Origin of the sequence: Mycobacterium sp. 360MFTsu5.1 (assembly GCF_000383495.1) — a bacterium.
GTDB classification, from domain to species: Bacteria; Actinomycetota; Actinomycetes; order Mycobacteriales; family Mycobacteriaceae; genus Mycobacterium; species Mycobacterium mucogenicum_B.
Map to the genome: position 1 here is coordinate 183,741 of NZ_KB911464.1, position 15,968 is coordinate 199,708.

General features: G+C 67.8%; 17 protein-coding genes. 4 read left to right on the forward strand and 13 right to left on the reverse strand.

Going from position 1 to position 15,968, the window contains the following annotated elements; all coding sequences use genetic code 11:
* Positions 1–98: 98 nt before the first annotated feature.
* A complete protein-coding gene (locus H289_RS0107695) occupies positions 99–857 on the reverse strand; it encodes a CPBP family intramembrane glutamic endopeptidase (protein ID WP_029104918.1) in 759 nt (252 codons plus the stop codon).
* Between the two features lie 72 nt (positions 858–929).
* Here H289_RS0107695 and H289_RS0107700 point away from each other — a divergent pair, with 72 nt between their 5' ends.
* On the forward strand, positions 930–2,402 hold the full coding sequence (locus H289_RS0107700; protein ID WP_029104919.1) for an acetyl-CoA acetyltransferase: 1,473 nt from the start codon (positions 930–932) through the stop codon (positions 2,400–2,402).
* Between the two features lie 15 nt (positions 2,403–2,417).
* On the opposite strand, the gene H289_RS0107705 is transcribed toward H289_RS0107700, so the two are convergent.
* From H289_RS0107705 to H289_RS0107740, 8 genes are read right to left on the reverse strand one after another with little or no spacing between them, the layout of a single operon-like run.
* Complete coding sequence (locus H289_RS0107705) at positions 2,418–2,672, reverse strand: Ada metal-binding domain-containing protein (RefSeq protein WP_020100191.1); 255 nt, start codon at positions 2,670–2,672, stop codon at positions 2,418–2,420.
* Positions 2,669–3,379 carry a 2OG-Fe(II) oxygenase gene (locus H289_RS0107710; RefSeq protein WP_020100192.1) on the reverse strand — a complete coding sequence of 237 codons (711 nt, stop codon included), beginning with the start codon at positions 3,377–3,379 and terminating at the stop codon, positions 2,669–2,671. Before H289_RS0107710 ends, H289_RS0107705 begins: the two co-directional genes overlap by 4 nt.
* Positions 3,376–3,990, reverse strand: coding sequence for a methylated-DNA--[protein]-cysteine S-methyltransferase (locus H289_RS0107715; RefSeq protein WP_020100193.1), 615 nt, complete (start codon positions 3,988–3,990; stop codon positions 3,376–3,378). The genes H289_RS0107710 and H289_RS0107715 overlap by 4 nt, the downstream gene beginning before the upstream one ends.
* The gene (locus tag H289_RS0107720) at positions 3,987–4,532 is read right to left on the reverse strand and encodes an RNA polymerase sigma factor (RefSeq protein WP_020100194.1); all 546 of its coding nucleotides are present in this window, start codon (positions 4,530–4,532) and stop codon (positions 3,987–3,989) included. The genes H289_RS0107715 and H289_RS0107720 overlap by 4 nt, the downstream gene beginning before the upstream one ends.
* 56 nt (positions 4,533–4,588) lie before the next feature.
* The gene (locus tag H289_RS0107725; RefSeq protein WP_029104920.1) at positions 4,589–5,848 is read right to left on the reverse strand and encodes an HNH endonuclease signature motif containing protein; all 1,260 of its coding nucleotides are present in this window, start codon (positions 5,846–5,848) and stop codon (positions 4,589–4,591) included.
* 42 nt (positions 5,849–5,890) lie between these two features.
* A complete protein-coding gene (locus H289_RS0107730; protein ID WP_020100196.1) occupies positions 5,891–7,123 on the reverse strand; it encodes an NAD(P)/FAD-dependent oxidoreductase in 1,233 nt (410 codons plus the stop codon).
* Between the two features lie 40 nt (positions 7,124–7,163).
* Complete coding sequence (locus H289_RS0107735; protein ID WP_020100197.1) at positions 7,164–7,799, reverse strand: HhH-GDP family DNA glycosylase; 636 nt, start codon at positions 7,797–7,799, stop codon at positions 7,164–7,166.
* A 35-nt stretch (positions 7,800–7,834) separates the two neighbouring features.
* Complete coding sequence (locus H289_RS0107740; protein ID WP_020100198.1) at positions 7,835–8,167, reverse strand: TfoX/Sxy family protein; 333 nt, start codon at positions 8,165–8,167, stop codon at positions 7,835–7,837.
* 79 nt (positions 8,168–8,246) lie between these two features.
* Here H289_RS0107740 and H289_RS0107745 point away from each other — a divergent pair, with 79 nt between their 5' ends.
* Both H289_RS0107745 and H289_RS0107750 read left to right on the forward strand, forming a co-directional pair.
* Positions 8,247–9,296 (forward strand): ABC transporter permease, encoded by a 1,050-nt coding sequence (locus tag H289_RS0107745; protein WP_020100199.1) that lies wholly within the window; start codon positions 8,247–8,249, stop codon positions 9,294–9,296.
* 3 nt (positions 9,297–9,299) lie between these two features.
* Positions 9,300–10,316, forward strand: a complete 1,017-nt coding sequence (locus H289_RS0107750) for an ABC transporter ATP-binding protein (RefSeq protein WP_020100200.1) — start codon at positions 9,300–9,302, stop codon at positions 10,314–10,316.
* Between the two features lie 115 nt (positions 10,317–10,431).
* On the opposite strand, the gene lon is transcribed toward H289_RS0107750, so the two are convergent.
* The 4 genes from lon to H289_RS0107770 form a co-directional block, all read right to left on the reverse strand.
* On the reverse strand, positions 10,432–12,786 hold the full coding sequence (gene lon / locus H289_RS0107755; RefSeq protein ID WP_020100201.1) for an endopeptidase La: 2,355 nt from the start codon (positions 12,784–12,786) through the stop codon (positions 10,432–10,434).
* A gap of 29 nt (positions 12,787–12,815) precedes the next feature.
* On the reverse strand, positions 12,816–13,472 hold the full coding sequence (locus H289_RS0107760) for a VC0807 family protein (protein WP_155944073.1): 657 nt from the start codon (positions 13,470–13,472) through the stop codon (positions 12,816–12,818).
* 174 nt (positions 13,473–13,646) lie between these two features.
* Positions 13,647–14,126, reverse strand: a complete 480-nt coding sequence (locus tag H289_RS0107765; RefSeq protein ID WP_020100203.1) for a nucleoside deaminase — start codon at positions 14,124–14,126, stop codon at positions 13,647–13,649.
* Positions 14,127–14,144: 18 nt separating this feature from the next.
* Entirely contained in the window at positions 14,145–14,825 is a 681-nt protein-coding gene (locus tag H289_RS0107770) for a LuxR C-terminal-related transcriptional regulator (RefSeq protein WP_020100204.1), read from the reverse strand.
* A 532-nt stretch (positions 14,826–15,357) separates the two neighbouring features.
* Here H289_RS0107770 and H289_RS0107775 point away from each other — a divergent pair.
* Positions 15,358–15,966 (forward strand): PaaI family thioesterase, encoded by a 609-nt coding sequence (locus H289_RS0107775; protein ID WP_404822247.1) that lies wholly within the window; start codon positions 15,358–15,360, stop codon positions 15,964–15,966.
* Positions 15,967–15,968: the final 2 nt, after the last annotated feature.

Below are 15,968 nucleotides of genomic sequence, written 5' to 3' on the forward strand. Positions count from 1 at the left end.
CTGATACATCTCGAGGCTAGCCCCGTTCGGCGAGCCGCAACGAGGTCTGAAATGCAGCGATCTGGTGACGGTTAGGGGCCAGTCCGCCGGCGCGGTCTCTAGGTGAAGTGCCAGACGGCGGCCGCGGCGAGCGCACCCATGCCGTTGAGTGACCAGTGCAGCGCGATCGGCGCGAGCAGGCTGCCGGACCGGCGCCGCAGCCAGGTGAAGACGAATCCCGCGGCAGCGGTGGCGACGACGGCCATGGCGACGCCGGCGATCATGCCGGCCACCCCGCCACCGAGGACGCGCGTGAACCCGACGTTGCTGCTGGTCAGGCCCAGTGAGGTGGCGACGTGCCAGAGGCCGAACAGCAGCGAGCCCGCGGCGGCGACGCCGCGGAATCCCCAGGCCCGGTCGAGCGTGCCGTGCAGAACGCCGCGGAAGGCCAGTTCCTCGGGGATGACGGTCTGCAGTGGGATGACGATCATCGACGCCAACAGGGCGCCGGAGATGGTCGCGTAGTGGTTGTTGAGGAACATCGGCCGGGTCCAGGGCAGCAGTACACCGACGGCGATCACCGACCCGACGAGCAGAATGGCACCGAGTGCGTAGCGCATGCCGGTCCGCCAGTGCGCGCGGCCGAGTCCGAGTTCGGTCCACCCGAGGCCCCTTTTGCGGACCAGAGCCACCAGCCCGAGCGCGGCGAGGGGCACGACGACGATGTTCGCCCAGGGGGTGGTGAAGTGGGCCAGCAGATTGGTCGCGACCAGGACGGCCACGACCACGGCCACATCGATGTAGACGCGCGGGTGCCGCACGGCTGGTGAGCCGGTCGGTAGGCATGGTGCAGCGGCGGCTGCCGAGGCGTCGATCATCTCTGGCGAGTGTACCGACAGGTGCCAAAGAGCCAGGTCACAACAGTTGGCGACGACCACTAACGTGATGGAGTGCCCCTTGATCCCCGAACCCCGGTGCTCGTCGGCTATGGCCAGGTCAACCAGTACGACGAGAACCCGGGTGGCGAGCCCGTCGACCTGATGGAGGCCGCGGCACGGGAGGCGGCCGATGCGCGCGTGCTCGAGGCGGTCGACGCCGTCCGGATCGTCAACGTCTTCTCCTTGCGGTACCGGGATCCCGGGCTGTTGCTGGCGCAGCGCATCGGCGCGCCCGGCGCCGTCACGCGCTACTCCCCGGTCGGTGGCAACGTGCCGCAGTCGTTGGTGAACCAGGCGTGCCTGGACATCCAGCAGGGCCGCAATGACGTGGTGCTGATCGCCGGCGGCGAGACCTGGCGGACGCGGACCCGGTTGAAGGCGCGCGGTGAGCGCCTGGCCGGAACGGAGCAGGACGAGTCGGTGCCGATGGCGCCCAGCGACCCCGACGTGGACATGGTGGGTCCGGCCGAGCTGCGGATCGGTTTGGTGGCGCCGTCGCATGTGTACCCGATGTTCGAGCAGGCGTTGCGGATCGCGGCGGGGGAGGGCGTCGAGGACCACCGCCGCCGGATCGGGGGGCTGTGGGCGCGGTTCAGTCAAGTGGCAGAAGGCAATCCGCATGCCTGGAGCCGGGAGGCGGTGCCTCCCGCGCAGATTTGGCAGCCCGGTCCGGATAACCGGATGATCAGCTGGCCGTACACCAAGCTGATGAACTCCAACAACATGGTCGACCAGGGCGCCGCCCTGATCCTGACCTCGGTGGGCAAGGCCGAAGAACTGCGGATTCCCAGGGACCGTTGGGTTTTCCCACATGCGGGTACCGATGCGCATGATCCGTACGTGCTGGGTGAACGCGGCAGTTTCTCGGGGTCACCGTCCATTCGCATCGCCGGGCGCCGCGTGCTGGAACTCGCCGGCCTCGGCATCGACGACATCGATGCGGTGGACGTGTACTCGTGCTTCCCGTCGGCAGTGCAGGTCGCGGCGCGTGAGCTGGGTTTGGCGCTCGATGATCCGGCGCGGCCGCTGACGGTGACCGGTGGACTGACCTTCGCGGGCGGGCCGTGGAACAACTACGTCTCGCATTCGATCGCCACCATGGCGGAGCGGCTGGTCGCTAGTCCCGGCCAGATCGGGCTGATCACCGCCAACGGTGGCTACCTGACCAAGCACAGCTTCGGCCTTTACAGCACCGAGCCACCGGTGAACGAATTCCGTTGGGAAGATGTGCAATCCGAGGTCGATGCCGAGCCGACGGTGGTGGCCGAGGACGACTGGTCCGGTACTGGCACCGTCGAGTCCTGGACCACACCGGTGACCCGCGAGGGTACGCCCGAGAAGGTCTTCGTCGCCGTCCGTACACCCAGCGGCAGCCGCGCGCTGGCCGTCATCACCGATTCGTCGCAGGCCGAGGCGAGCACCCGCGAGGACCTCGCGGGTGCCACCGTGACCGTCAAGCCGGACGGCACCGCCGGGCTCGATTGACATCCCGGGCGCGTATCAGTGCCCGTCCTTCCACTGTCGGTACCCCTCGGGCAGACACAGCGCGCAGGGGCGGTATCCCGCAGCGGTGGCAGTGATTTCGTCGGCGAAGAACACCCGATGGGTCACGTAGCCGCCCTTGGCGATGGCGCGCAGCGCCGATGGGCAGTCCAGCCTGCCGTACAGCTTGTTACCCCGATGGCCACCCAAGCGCCCCGGTGTCGCGCTGGCATAGGGGCGGCCGTCGGCATCGACGAGTGTGTACGTCGTCATGCGGCGTCGTGGAAGATCAGGCCGAGCGTCATCCGGTTTCCCGAGCGCAGGGTCGAAACGCCATGGCGCACAGGGCCGACGGCCCACCCGCGTTTCGATGCCACCGGCCGTTCGCGCGTGGTGATGACCAGCCCGTGCCCGAACGGGATGGAGATGGCCGAGCCGCGCGACTGCGCGCGCGGCCGCTGCTCGTACAGCAGGAATTCGCCGCCGGTGTAGTCGACCTCCGGGCGCGTCAGGTTGATGACGACCTGCAGCGGAAAGACCAAGTCCCCGTACAGATCCTGGTGCAGGGCGCACCAGCCGCCGGCGCCGTACTTGAGCAGCAGCGCGGTGGTTCGCGTCTGCCCGGCCCGGTGGCAGGTGTCCAGCCAGTCGTCGAAACTGTCGGGCCACGGCGGCTCGCGTCGCAGCCTCGTCCACCAGTCCCGGGCGATCGGCAGCAGCTGCGGGTACAGCGCGTACTTGAGCTCGGTGACGATCTCGGGGTAGGGCCGGTGGAAGTAGCGGTACTGGCCTTCGCCGAACCGGTAGCGGGCCATGTCGATGGTCGACCGGAATCGGTTCGTATCGGGGTAGATCGCCGCCAGCTCGGCGGCCTCGGCAGCCGTGACGAGAGGTCCGGTCAGCGCGCCGCCGACCGTCTCGAGCTCGGTGCGGACGGCTCCCCAGTCGGTGGCGGCGACGCGCTGCTGCCAGACGCTCATGCTGCGGCCTCCAGCTCCAGCAGGAGACGCTTGGCTTCCGGACCACCGAGGTAGCCGCCCATCGCACCGTCGCTGCGAACCACCCGGTGGCACGGAACTACAACGGGCAGTGGGTTTTTCGCGCATGCTGTGCCGACGGCGCGGACCGCCTTGGGGCTGCCGGCCAGCGCGGCGACAGTGGCATAGCTGGCCGTCTGCCCGTAGCCGATCTCCGGAAGGTGATGCAGCACCGCGGCTCGGAATCCGGCGGACAGCCGCCAATCCAGCGGTACATCGAAGGTTCGGCGGGTCCGGGTGAAGTACTCGTCGAGTTCACGGGCGACCGCGTCGAGCCGGGCCGGGGCCCGCAGGATGCGCGGGCTCACCTTGTCGGCAAGCTGCTGCAGCACGGCGTCGTGGTCTTCGATGGCGTAGGCGACACGGATCAGGCCCTGGTCGGTGGCCGCCAGCAGCAGCGGACCGACGGGACTGTCGACGATGCGGTACGCGACGTCGAGCACCCCGTCGCGCTGGGCAGCGGTGGCCAGCCGATTGTGCAGTTCGGCCAGCCGGTCCGGGCCGATGTCGGTGATGCGCTTCAGGTCGTTGGTGATGACTTCGCCGTTGATCATTGCGGGCTCCCTCCTGCGGTCTGCAGCGGCGCGGTGATCTCGACAAGTTCACCGCGGTAGGTACGTCGTAGCGTGGCGATGCCGTCGCTGGCGGCGCGGCGTGCGGCCGCGGCGGTGCCGCCGAGAATCTCGGCGATCTCGTTGTAGGGCAGGCCCGCGAGGTAGTGGTACGCCACAGCGTGCTTCTGTTTGGGTGGCAGCCCGTCGACGGCGGCCGCCAGATCGTCGAAGTCGCGGACGTCGCCGGGACGTGCCGGCTCGGGTACGACGTCGGTGGGAATCGGCTGGCGTGTCCGGGTTCTGGTGATATCGATGGCCTTGTGGTGCGCGATGGTCACGAGCCATGCCTCGAAATTCGCGTCGATCGGCAGATCGGGATAGGCCTTGAGGGCCGCCAGGAACGTCTCTGACCAGGCGTCGTCGGCGTCGTGTGTACCGACGATGGCGCAACACACCCGAAAGACCGTGGGGCCGTGGTCGCGCACCACGGTCTCGAATGGCGGTTTGTCTTTCACACCCAGTAGACGCTCCGTCGCCGGCATTTGTGAGGTCTCGATCCTCACCGATTTACCGATGCTAGGTGCCGCGGATGGTGCGTCTAGTTGGTCGACGGTGTTGGTGGTGGTTCGAAGGGTTGGTACCACCACCATTGAGCGCGCTCCCCGGTGGGTCCGGGGCACGGCGGAACATCCGGACGGGCTGTGGTGGGTGGTCGCGCGAGGGATCCACCGTCGAGTTGGCGGCCTGCGGCTTCGGTGACGACCAGCCGGTCGGCCGGTCCGGTGATGGTGATGATGCCTCTGTGGTGCAAGCGGTGGTGGTACGGGCACACCAGCACCAGGTTGTGCAGTTCGGTTGCCCCGCCGTTCTCCCAGTGGATGATGTGGTGGGCGTGCAAGCCGCGGGTGGCCCCGCACCCGGGGACGCGGCAGCAGCGGTCGCGATGCTCCAGCGCGCGGCGCAGGCGGCGGCTGATGGTGCGCGTCGACCGTCCGGCGCCGATCGGCTGACCGTGCCTATTGAGCCACACCTCGCAGGTGGCATCGCACAACAGCAGTCGACGTTCCTCATCGGTCAGCACCGACCCCACATGCAGTGCGGCCGTGCGCTGTTCGAGGTTCACGTGCACGACGACGGTGGTGTGCTGACCATGCGGGCGACGTTCCACGTCGGCGTCCCAGCCGGATTCGACCACGCTCATGAACGCGTCCACACCGTTCGGGAACGGTTGAGCCACCTCCGACACAGCTCCTTCGGCGTCGTGGTCGCGTGTCCAGTCCGCGACCAACGCATCCTGATGCGACGCCAGCGCGGCATCGACCTTCGCCGCTTCCAGTTTCGGCAACCGGATTTTGTAGGTGACCGAGCCGTCGTCGTGGCTGGTCTTGGAGATCGACCGCTCGGGTTCGGGCTTCGAATCCGGCTCGGGTTCTGGGCGCGGTTCGAGCTTCACCGCCGTGCGCAGCTGGGTGACGGTGGCGCTTTCGGCGAACTGGGCGTAGTGCTCGTCAGAACCGTCGGCCGCGTGTTCGGCCACCACCCCGACCTGATCCAGCGACAACCGGCCGTCACGCATCGCCTCAGCGCAGCGCGGGAATTCCTCGAGGCGGTGCGCCACCGCCACCATGACTTCCGCATTGCGCGGCGACACACCGGCTTTCCACGCCATCAACGACACCATCGACCGGGCACCGGTGGCACCCCAGAGCCCGTCACGGTCCATCTCGGCCGCAATCTCCACCAGCCGCGCGTCGATCGCATTGCGCTGCCCGGTCAGCTCGCCGATCTCGGCGAAGAACGCATCCATACGCTCACACGGCGACGGCTCGACATCGAAAGCCGTTGCGGTGCTGGACATGACACCATCAAAGCAGAGGGGTACGACAAAAACGGCGACGCGCTATCCGGCCAACGTGGACAACGAAACCGACGGATCGGCGAGCGCTCCGACGTCGACCGGTCGCCGAGACCGGATGAGCTTCTTGATGTCGTCGAGGCCTTCCCAGATGTTGACGTTCATGCCGGCCAGCACGCGATGTCCGCCGTCGAGCCAGAACATGGTGAACTCGCGCGTGCCGAGATCGCCACGCGTGATGGCCATCTGGTACTGCGGCGCGTATCCGACGTATTCCATGCCGAGGTCGAACTGGTCGGTGAAGAAGTACGGCAGTTCGTCGTAAGTTGCTGCCGTGCCGAGCATTCCGTCCACGGCCACCGCCGGCTGCTTGAGGGCGTTGGCCCAGTGCTCGGTACGGATCGGGACGCCGAACAGCGGATGCTCGGCCGCCGCGATGTCGCCGACGGCGAAGATGTCGTCATCGCTGCTCTTGAGGGATTCGTCGACGGCGACGCCACCGTCGGCGATCACCAGTCCAGAGCGTTCCGCGAACTCGATATTCGGCTTGGCGCCCACCGCGATCAGTACCGCATCCGCCTCGACGGTGGCTCCGTCGCCGAGTCTCAGGCCCGTCGCCTTGTGGTCAGCGGTGGTGATCTCGTCGACTGTGGTGCCCAACCGGAGATCGACGCCGTGGTCCCGGTGCAGACCGACGAACACCTCACCGGCTTCCCGGCCTAGGGAGGCCTGCAGCGGTAGCGCCGCGGTCTCCACGACCGTGACGTCGGCGCCCAGTCCACGGGCGCTGGCCGCGACTTCAAGGCCGATCCAGCCGGCTCCGACGATCGCCAGCCGCCGGCCTTCGGTGAGTTGCGACAACAGTTCGGTCGCGTCGTCGATGGTCCGCAGGTAGTACACGCCGTCGGCGTCGGATCCCGGGATCGGAGGCTTGCGGGCGCGGGATCCCGTGGCGAGCAACAACTTGTCGTAGTGCTCGTGATCGCCGTCGTTGAACGCCACCATGTGCGCGGTGCGATCCAGCGTGGTGATCTCGGTGCCGAGCTTCAGGTCGACGTCGTGCTCGGCGTACCAGCTCTTCGGCTGCACGGTGAATTCTTCGACGGTCTTCTTACCGACCATGAATTCCTTGGACAGCGGGGGACGTTCGTAGGGTAGCCGGTCTTCGGCACTGAACAGCACCACCTGCCCGTCAAAATCCTTGCTGCGCAGGGCTTCCGCGGCTTTGGCGCCCGCCAGCCCGCCGCCGATGATCACAAAAGTGGGTGAGCCGGCCATTCGAGATTCCCTTCATCGATCTGAATTGCTGCTTGTGGAGCTACGTTTCGATACGTTCGCGCACGGTGTCGTCGAGCGACGCCCGCACGAGCGCGGCCGCCAGCCGGGCGTTGCGGTTCGGGGCCAGGCTGCTGAGCTTCCGGGCATCGGTCGGCAGGCCCAGGTCCTTCGCCGTGGCGAGCGCACGATCGTCGAAATATGGTTGCGCCCAGGTCCAGACGTCCTGGATCTCGCGCAGGAAGATGTCGGCGCCCGTGCGGCCGATACCGTCGAAACCCTGCAGGGCCTTGCCTGCCGCTTTCACGTCGTGGCGGGCCCTGATCCGCAGGTTGCGTAGGTCGCCGCCGTACTCGTCGTTGACCCGGGCCGCGATGCGGGTCATCCGGGTCGCCGAGCTCTCGTCATATCTGGCGTAGCCGGCGCGTCCGAACGCTCTGATCATCTGGCTGCGGTCGGCGTCGAGCACCGCGGCGGGGGTGCGGAGCCCGGCGCGGAACAATTCTCGCGCGGCGGCGACCGCGGTTTCCGCGGCGATGGGCTTGCTCGCGAGCATGCACAGCGACAGCAGCTTGAACAGGGGCATCGGCTTGTCGCGGAGGGTTATCCCGGCTTCTTCGGCATACGTGGTACCGGCTGCGTCGAGCAACCGCGCGACGATCTGTCGATCCCGTGCCATAACCCCCGCATACCCAACGGCGCGGTGCGCAAACGCTACTTGGGCGGCAGGGTGCCCGCGTAGTCGACGCCCCGGTCGACCCAGGCCTGCAGCTGGCGTTTGGTTTTCAGGCCATCGGGCGCCACGCGCAGCCAACCCCGCATCTCGCGGCCGCCCATCACCATCAGTTCGACGTGCCGGCGTCCCAGCAACTTCTCAGTATCGTCGGGTGCAACCCGGACCAACAGGCCACGGTCGTGGCTCGCGGCCACCGACATGTGGCCGTTCAGCAGGAATGCCAGCCCGCCGAACATCCGCTTTTCCTCGATGCCGCCGACCGGGCCGAGCAGCTCACGGATCCGGTTGGCCAGATCCTCGTCATAGGCCATGTGGTCAGTCTGCACCAATCAGCCGTCGGCTTTGGCTATCTTGCCGCTGCACGGTCAGCGAACACGTTAGATTCCACACGTGCTGATCGCGGCGTTACGGGACCTGCAGTGGCGGCGCCGCCGATTTCTCATCGCGGTGGTCGGCACTTCGTTCGTCTTCGCCATGACGCTGGTGCTCACCGGGCTGGCCAACGGATTCCGGGTGGAGGCCAGCAATACCGTCAATTCGCTGGGCATCGACCACTTCATGATCCAGAACGGGGCGGCCGGGCCGTTCCTGGGATCGTCGCCGTTCGCGCAGACCGAAGTCGAACGCGCGCAAAAGCTTCCGGGCGTGCAGGCCGCCGCCGCGGTGGTCTATGCGGGCACGACGGCACTCGACAACGGGACGCCGCGGACCATGAACCTGTTCGGCGCCCCGACTGCCGGGCCGGGCATGCCGGCGATGTCGCAAGGTCGCCCGCCCGCCACACCCGACGAGATCGCGGTGTCGTCGACGCTGGGCCGCAAGATCGGCGATCAGATGCACATCGCCTCGCACACGCTCCAGGTGGTGGGGATCGTCAACAACTCCACCGTGCTGGCGCAGCAGCCCAACCTGTTCCTGACGACGGTGGGCGCGCAGCGCCTGGTGTACGGCGGACAGCCCGTCATCGCGTCGGTGGGCATCCGGGGTAATCCCACCAAGGCGCTCGACGGCTACCGGCTGGTGGACCGCCACGGTGCCATCGACGACATGATGCGTCCGTTGAAAGTCGCGGTGGACGCCATCAGCATCATGGCCGTCCTGCTGTGGGTGGTGGCCGCGACGATCATCGGCATGTTCATCTACATGTCCGCCATGGAGCGCACCCGCGATTTCGCGGTGTTCAAAGCCGTTGGGGTGAAGACGAAATCGATGATGGCCGGGCTGGCGTTGCAGGCCGTGTTCATCGCCGTGTGCTCCGCGGCGATCGGTGTGCTGCTGGCGATGGTGCTCGGGCCGATGTTTCCGATGCGGGTGGACGTCCCGGCCGGGGCCTACCTGCTGCTGCCGGTGGTGGCCATCACCATCGGGCTGATCGCCAGTCTGGCGGGCATGCGCAGAGCGGTGACGATAGATCCAGCGATGGCATTCGGGGGGCCATAGACCATGAGCGACTTACAGATTCGTGACCTGGTGGTGGAATACGGCAAGTCCGCCGACAAGATCCGGCCGATCGACAATTTCCAGCTCGAGCTGTCGGCGGGGTCGCTCGCGATCCTGTTGGGGCCCAGCGGTTGTGGGAAGACGACGTTGCTGTCGTGCATCGGCGGCATCCTCAAACCGACATCGGGTCAGATCCTGTTCGACGGTATCGACGTGACCACACTCGGGCCCAAGGCGCTGACCGACTACCGCCGCAACACCGTCGGCATCGTGTTCCAGGCGTTCAACCTCGTGCCCAGCCTCACCGCCGCCGAGAACGTCATGGTGCCGATGCGGGCCGCCGGCATGAGCCGCGGCGCGGCCCGGCAGCGTGCCGCCGAACTGCTCGACCGAGTCGGTCTGTCACACCGCATGACGCACCGCCCCGGCGACATGTCGGGCGGTCAGCAGCAGCGCGTCGCGGTGGCGCGGGCCATTGCGCTGGACCCGCCGCTGATCCTGGCCGACGAGCCCACGGCGCACCTGGACTTCATCCAGGTCGAAGAGGTGCTGCGGCTCATCCGGGAACTCGCCGACGACCGCGTCGTGGTGGTCGCCACGCATGACAGCCGCATGCTGCCGCTGGCGGACCGGGTCGTCGAGCTGGTCCCGACCGTCGCGAGCACCGAGCGTGAGCCCGAGGTCTTCGAGCTCGAAGCCGGAGACCTGGTGTTCGAGCAGACGACGATCGGTGACCTGATCTATGTCGTGCGGGAAGGCAGGTTCGAGATCACCCGCGAGATGCCCGACGGCGAGACGATGCTGCTGTTCACCGCCGGCCCCGGCGAGTACTTCGGCGAGATCGGGCCGCTGTTCGGGATTCCGCGCACCGCGACGGTGCGCGCCCTCACCGACGGCGTGGTCGTCGGCTACACCGTCAAGGATTTCCGGGCCCGGCTCGGGCCCGACCGCATCCACGAGCTCATCGAGCATCGCGCCATCCACCTGGCCGACGAACCACCGTCGGCAGACATCGCCTGAGACTCAGTCCAGGTCGACGCGGACCGGCAGCAGGTCGGTACCCATCTAACGCGAGCAGGCCCAAACGTCCCACCACCATGAGGTGAACAGGAACATTTGGGCCTGCGCGTTGGGGTTACGCCGCCGCCGTGACCTCAGCGGCCGGCTCCAGCGCCTGAGCGATGATGTCGGCGACGTCGGTCATGGGCCGCACGTCGAGTGCGTCCAGGACCTCGGCCGGGACCTCGTCCAGATCCGGCTCGTTGCGTGACGGGATGAAAACCGTTGTCAGCCCGGCACGTTGAGCCGCCATCAGCTTCTGCTTGACCCCGCCGATGGGCAGCACCCGCCCGTTCAGCGTGACCTCGCCCGTCATCCCGACGTCGGAACGCACCTGCCGTCCGGTGGCCATGGAGACCAGCGCGGTCACCATCGTCACACCCGCGGACGGACCGTCCTTGGGCACCGCGCCCGCGGGCACGTGGACGTGGATGCGGCGATCCAGCGCCTTCGGATCGACGCCCAGCTCCGCCGCGTGCGACCGCACGTACGACAGCGCGATCTGCGCCGACTCCTTCATCACGTCGCCCAGCTGACCGGTCAATTGCAGACCCGGTTCACCGTCGTTGGCTCCGGCCTCGATGTAGAGCACATCGCCGCCCATACCCGTGACGGCCAGTCCGGTCGCCACGCCCGGCACCGCGGTGCGCTCCGCGGACTCCGGCATGAACCGCGGACGGCCCAGGTAATCAACCAGATCCGGCTCATCCACGGTGACCGACTCGACGCCGCTGGCCAGCTTGGTGGTCACCTTCCGCAGCGCCTTCGCCAGCAGTCGCTCGAACTGCCGCATGCCCGGTTCGCGGGTGTAGTCCGCGGCGATCTTGCGCAGCGCCGCGTCCGTCACCGTCACCTCGTCGGTGGTCAACGCCGCCCGTTCGGCCTGCCGGGGCAGCAGGTAATCCCGGGCGATGGCGACCTTGTCGTCCTCGGTGTAGCCGTCGAGCGTGATCAGTTCCATGCGGTCCAGCAGGGCGCTGGGGATGTTCTCGATGACGTTGGCCGTCGCCAGGAACACCACATCGGACAGGTCCAGATCCAGGTCCAGGTAGTGGTCGCGGAACGTGTGGTTCTGCGCCGGGTCCAGGACCTCCAGCAGCGCCGCCGCCGGATCGCCGCGGTAGTCCGAGCCCACCTTGTCGATCTCGTCGAGCAGCACAACCGGATTCATGGAACCGGCCTCACCGATGGCGCGCACGACGCGGCCCGGCAGTGCACCGACGTAGGTGCGCCGGTGTCCCCGGATCTCGGCCTCGTCGCGCACGCCGCCCAAGGCGACGCGGACGAACTTGCGGCCCAGCGCACGTGCCACCGACTCGCCCAGCGACGTCTTACCGACGCCGGGAGGCCCGGCCAGCACCATGACGGCGCCGGAGCCGCGGCCGCCGACGACCGCCATACCGCGCTGGGCGCGGCGGGCCCGCACCGCCAGGTACTCGACGATGCGATCCTTCACGTCGTCCAGCCCGTGGTGATCGGCGTCCAGGATCTCCCTGGCGGCCTTCAGATCCGTCGAATCCTCGGTGCGCTCGTTCCACGGGAGCTCCAGCACGGTGTCCAGCCAGGACCGGATCCAGCCGCCCTCGGGGGTCTGCTCGCTGGACCGTTCCAGCTTGCCGACCTCGCGCAGCGCCGCCTCCCGCACCTTCTCGGGCAGATCGGCAGCCTCGATGCGGGTCCGGTAGTCCGCGGGCTCCTCGGCCCCGGCGCTACCGTCCAGCTCGCCCAGTTCCTTGCGGATGGCGTCCAGTTGCTGGCGCAGCAGGAATTCCTTCTGCCGCTTGTCCATTCCGGCGCGGACGTCCTCGGCGATCTTGTCGTTCACCTCGACCTCGGCCAGGTGCTCGCCCGTCCACTCGATCAGCCGGCGGAGGCGACGACTCACATCTGAGGTCTCCAGCAGCTCGCGCTTCTGCACGTCGGTCAGGTAGGACGCGTAGCCCGCGGTGTCGGCGAGCGCCGACGGCTGGCTGATCTGGTTGACCGCGTCGACGATCTGCCACGCCTCCCGGCGCTGCAGGATGGCCAGCAGCAGCTTCTTGTATTCGGCTGCCAGGGTGCGGGTTTCCTCGGTCGCCTCGGTCTCGGCGATCTCGTCGACCAGGACCCACAGCGCACTGCCCGGGCCGGATGTGCCGGACCCGATGTGTGCGCGCCGCTCACCGCGGACGACGGCGGCGGTTCCGCCACTGGGCACGCGGCCGACCTGGACGATCGACGCCAGGACGCCGTGGGTGGGGTAGCGGTCGTCGAGGCGGGGCGCGATGAGCAGCTTCCCGGCCTCGCCGGCGGCTGCGGCGGCCTGGGCCGCGTCGACCGCGGCACGCGCGGCCTCATCGAGTTCGATGGGCACGACCATGCCCGGCAGGACGATCGGCTCGGTGACAAACAGGACGGGAACAGCGATGGGCGCTGTTGTGGCGTCAGACATCCGTACCTCCAAAGTTGAATCTCCTGCGCTCAACCTTTGGGGGTCTCGATTTGTTCCGCGCTCGTCGGCTCGCGTTGCCCGCGCTGTTCCCAGCGGTCCGCGGCCCGCCTGCCGACCACGAACGTCGCCGTCATCAGCAGGGCGGTGGTGGCGAGCGACAACACCGAGGTCAGGGCGTTGGCAGCGTCGACCGACATGGAGAAGATGACCGCCAGATGGAGTGCGCTGCCGAGGAGCAACCCGATGCCCCACATCGCTGAGAGCAGAACGTGCACCCGCCGCCGGTAGGCGACCGCGGCCGGGTTGGTGTCCTGTTCTCCGGTCTGAACGCGCTCCGACACGACCTGGGTGAGCGGCGTGCCGACCACGCAGCTGCCGAGGAAGATCAGGCCGCCGAGGCCGCCCACCAACGTGTTGCCCGCCAGCAGCATTCGCGGATCCGACGTGCTGACGCCGACGGCCAGGCTCAGCCCGAAGTTGAGCATGAGAAAGCCCGCGAACGGGTCGAGACGGCGAGCGCTGATCGCGTCGTAGGCGACCTTGCCGCCGGCCAACACCGTGGCGGTGAGCAGGGCCACATATTCGGAGACGCCCGCGGCCCGCAGTCCGTAGTACGCGATCAGTGGCGGAGCGATGTCCAGCAGGACGCCGCGGATGATCGGTCTCATGGACTGTGCCCGGCTCACGGCGACGACAGTATGTGGTGATCCTGAGTGGCCGCCAAAAGCGGGAGCCTGCCGTCTCGGGGGTAACGGCAGGCTCCCGTGATTACAAGTGAAGCACCAGGACGCCGAGGTTCCATGGACCGATGCCGAAGAGAGACATAGCAGTTGGCTAACAGTTGAGACTCGGAACGGCGCTCACGGCCGGAAGCACGCTTCGTACAACCCCTTCATGGTGCCCGCGAGTTCCGCGACGGGGCCGTCGACCGGCACGCCGGGCGCGACGGCCGAGATGGGCAGCGCCGCAACGGGGGCGGGCGCGGCGCCCCACTCGCCGAGCCAGCCGACCAGTTGCGCCGACGACGTCGCGTAGACGATGCGGCCCAGGCCTACCCAGGCGTGCGCGGCCGAGCACATCGGGCAATGTTCACCGGAGGTGTAGGTCACCGCTGCGGCGCGCTGAGCGGGATCGAGATTGGTTGCCGCCCAACGGGCGATGGCGAATTCGGGGTGCTGGGTCTGGTCTCCGCCGGACACCCGGTTTCGGTCTTCGAAGACCACGACACCGTCGGCGTCCACCAGGAGCGAGCCGAACGGTTGGTCGCCGTCCTCCAGCGCCTCACGGGCCAGCTCGACGCAGCGGTTCAGGTGGCGCAGATCATCGGCGGTGACGGTCATGGCACGGAGTTTACGGAGTCACAGATCGTCGATACTGATGATCCGATCCTGGATGGCGCGCGCGACCAGCGCGGCTTTGGTGCCGGCCGGGCGGCCGGCGGCGATGTATTTGGCCCGGATGCGCTGCAGATGGGTGCGCACGGTACTGGGCGCCAGGAACAGCTGCTGGGCGACGAGTTCCTTGCTGTCCGTCCGGAACCACGCCAGCAGTACCTCCTGCTCCCGCGGTGCCAGTACCGGGCGCAGGCAGAAGTCCCGGTCGTCGAGAGCGGCTGCCACGTTCGGGCCCACGTAGGGGAACGGGGTGACGGCGGCCCGGATGGCCTTGAGCAGGTGCCCCCGTCCTGCGGTCTGCATCAGGTAGGTCCGGGCGCCCGAGTCGATCGCAGTGCGGATGACGTCGCGGTCGGTGAGATGCGAGTACACCACGACGTGGTAGCCGCGGTTGGTGAGGTCGCGGACGGCGGCGAGACTGTTCGCTTCGTCCGCCCTCAGTCCCAGTACGACCACCTGGGCGTCGTCTTCGGGAACGGGGTGACGTCGCAGGAACTCCTCGGTGTCGACGTAGTAGGACGTCGGGGTCGCGCAGAGCGCGTGGTCGTCGCGGAGCCAGGCCGCGATGCCGGCATGGACGACTTCATACGAGTCGACGACGGTCACGTGCGAAACCTGATAGCCAGCGAACGGATCGATCCGCATCGTCCTGAACTCCTTTACAACCGGATCCCGCCGGCTCGCCCGCAGTATCCGGGATCGCATTGCCGCGTTGTCCACCGAAATTTGCTACGAGAACACCGGCGGCGCCTGTGTCGAGACTCTAATCGGCGGCTGTGACGATGTACAGCATTCCGGCGCAAGGGGCGGATGTTTGGCAAATGTGCGTCGCGGCGATTCGGCGATGTGATACCGCCCCGGGCTATCTAGCTGCTAGAAGAGTTTCGGCCGGGTTGCTGAGCTGTTAATTTGGGGACCAGTACTGCGCGGTGCGCCGCCGCGTCGCGAGAGTCGAGGGGTGCACCGCCGGTCTCGGTAAATCCGTTCCCGGGGTTCGCGGATTGGATTTGCTGAAATTGTGTTTCGCGGTTGCTGCGGCCGTAGTGATCCGCGGCGGCGATCTGCCCGCCGGGAATCGCCGCCGTCGTGGCGAAAACCGTTGCCGCGCAGGCAATGGGACCCCACTCTCGACAGCCTGATTAGAACGTGTTCTAGTTCAAGGGTGCTCGAGGACACCATGCAGAAGCTGAGCGCCGACGAGGTGGCGCGGATGCGAGCCGTCTACGAACCGCTCACGCAGTCCGTACGCGAGCTCATCGATGCCACGATCCGGACAGAGGTCGGAGCCGCGGCCATCGCCGCCGTGCAGGCCGAGATCGACGCCGCCACCGCCCAGCTCCGCGCGCAGCAGCTCGAGGGTTCGTTCGGCATCAGGTTCGGCGCGCAGGGCAGTGAAATGCCCTGGGGTAATGCGGTGATCGGGGTTCGAAACCCGATCGCGCCGCCTGTCGTCCTCATCCGGGCTGCCGACGGCAGTGTGTCGGCCGACTTCCATCTGGGCGCCGCGTACGAAGGCCCGCCGGGCCACGTTCATGGCGGGGTGTCGGCGATGATCCTCGACCACGTCCTCGGCGAGGGGGCGAGCCTGCCGGGACAACCGCGGCTCACCGGCACCCTCACCATGCGCTATCGGCGCATGACGCGGCTCGGCGATCTGCACACCGAGGCCCGCATCGTGCGGACCGAGGGCATCAAGACCTATGCCGTCGGGCACATCGCCGATGCCGAGGGCATCACGGTGGAGGCCGAGGGCGTATTCATCACGCCGCGCTGGGCGCGGGACTGACG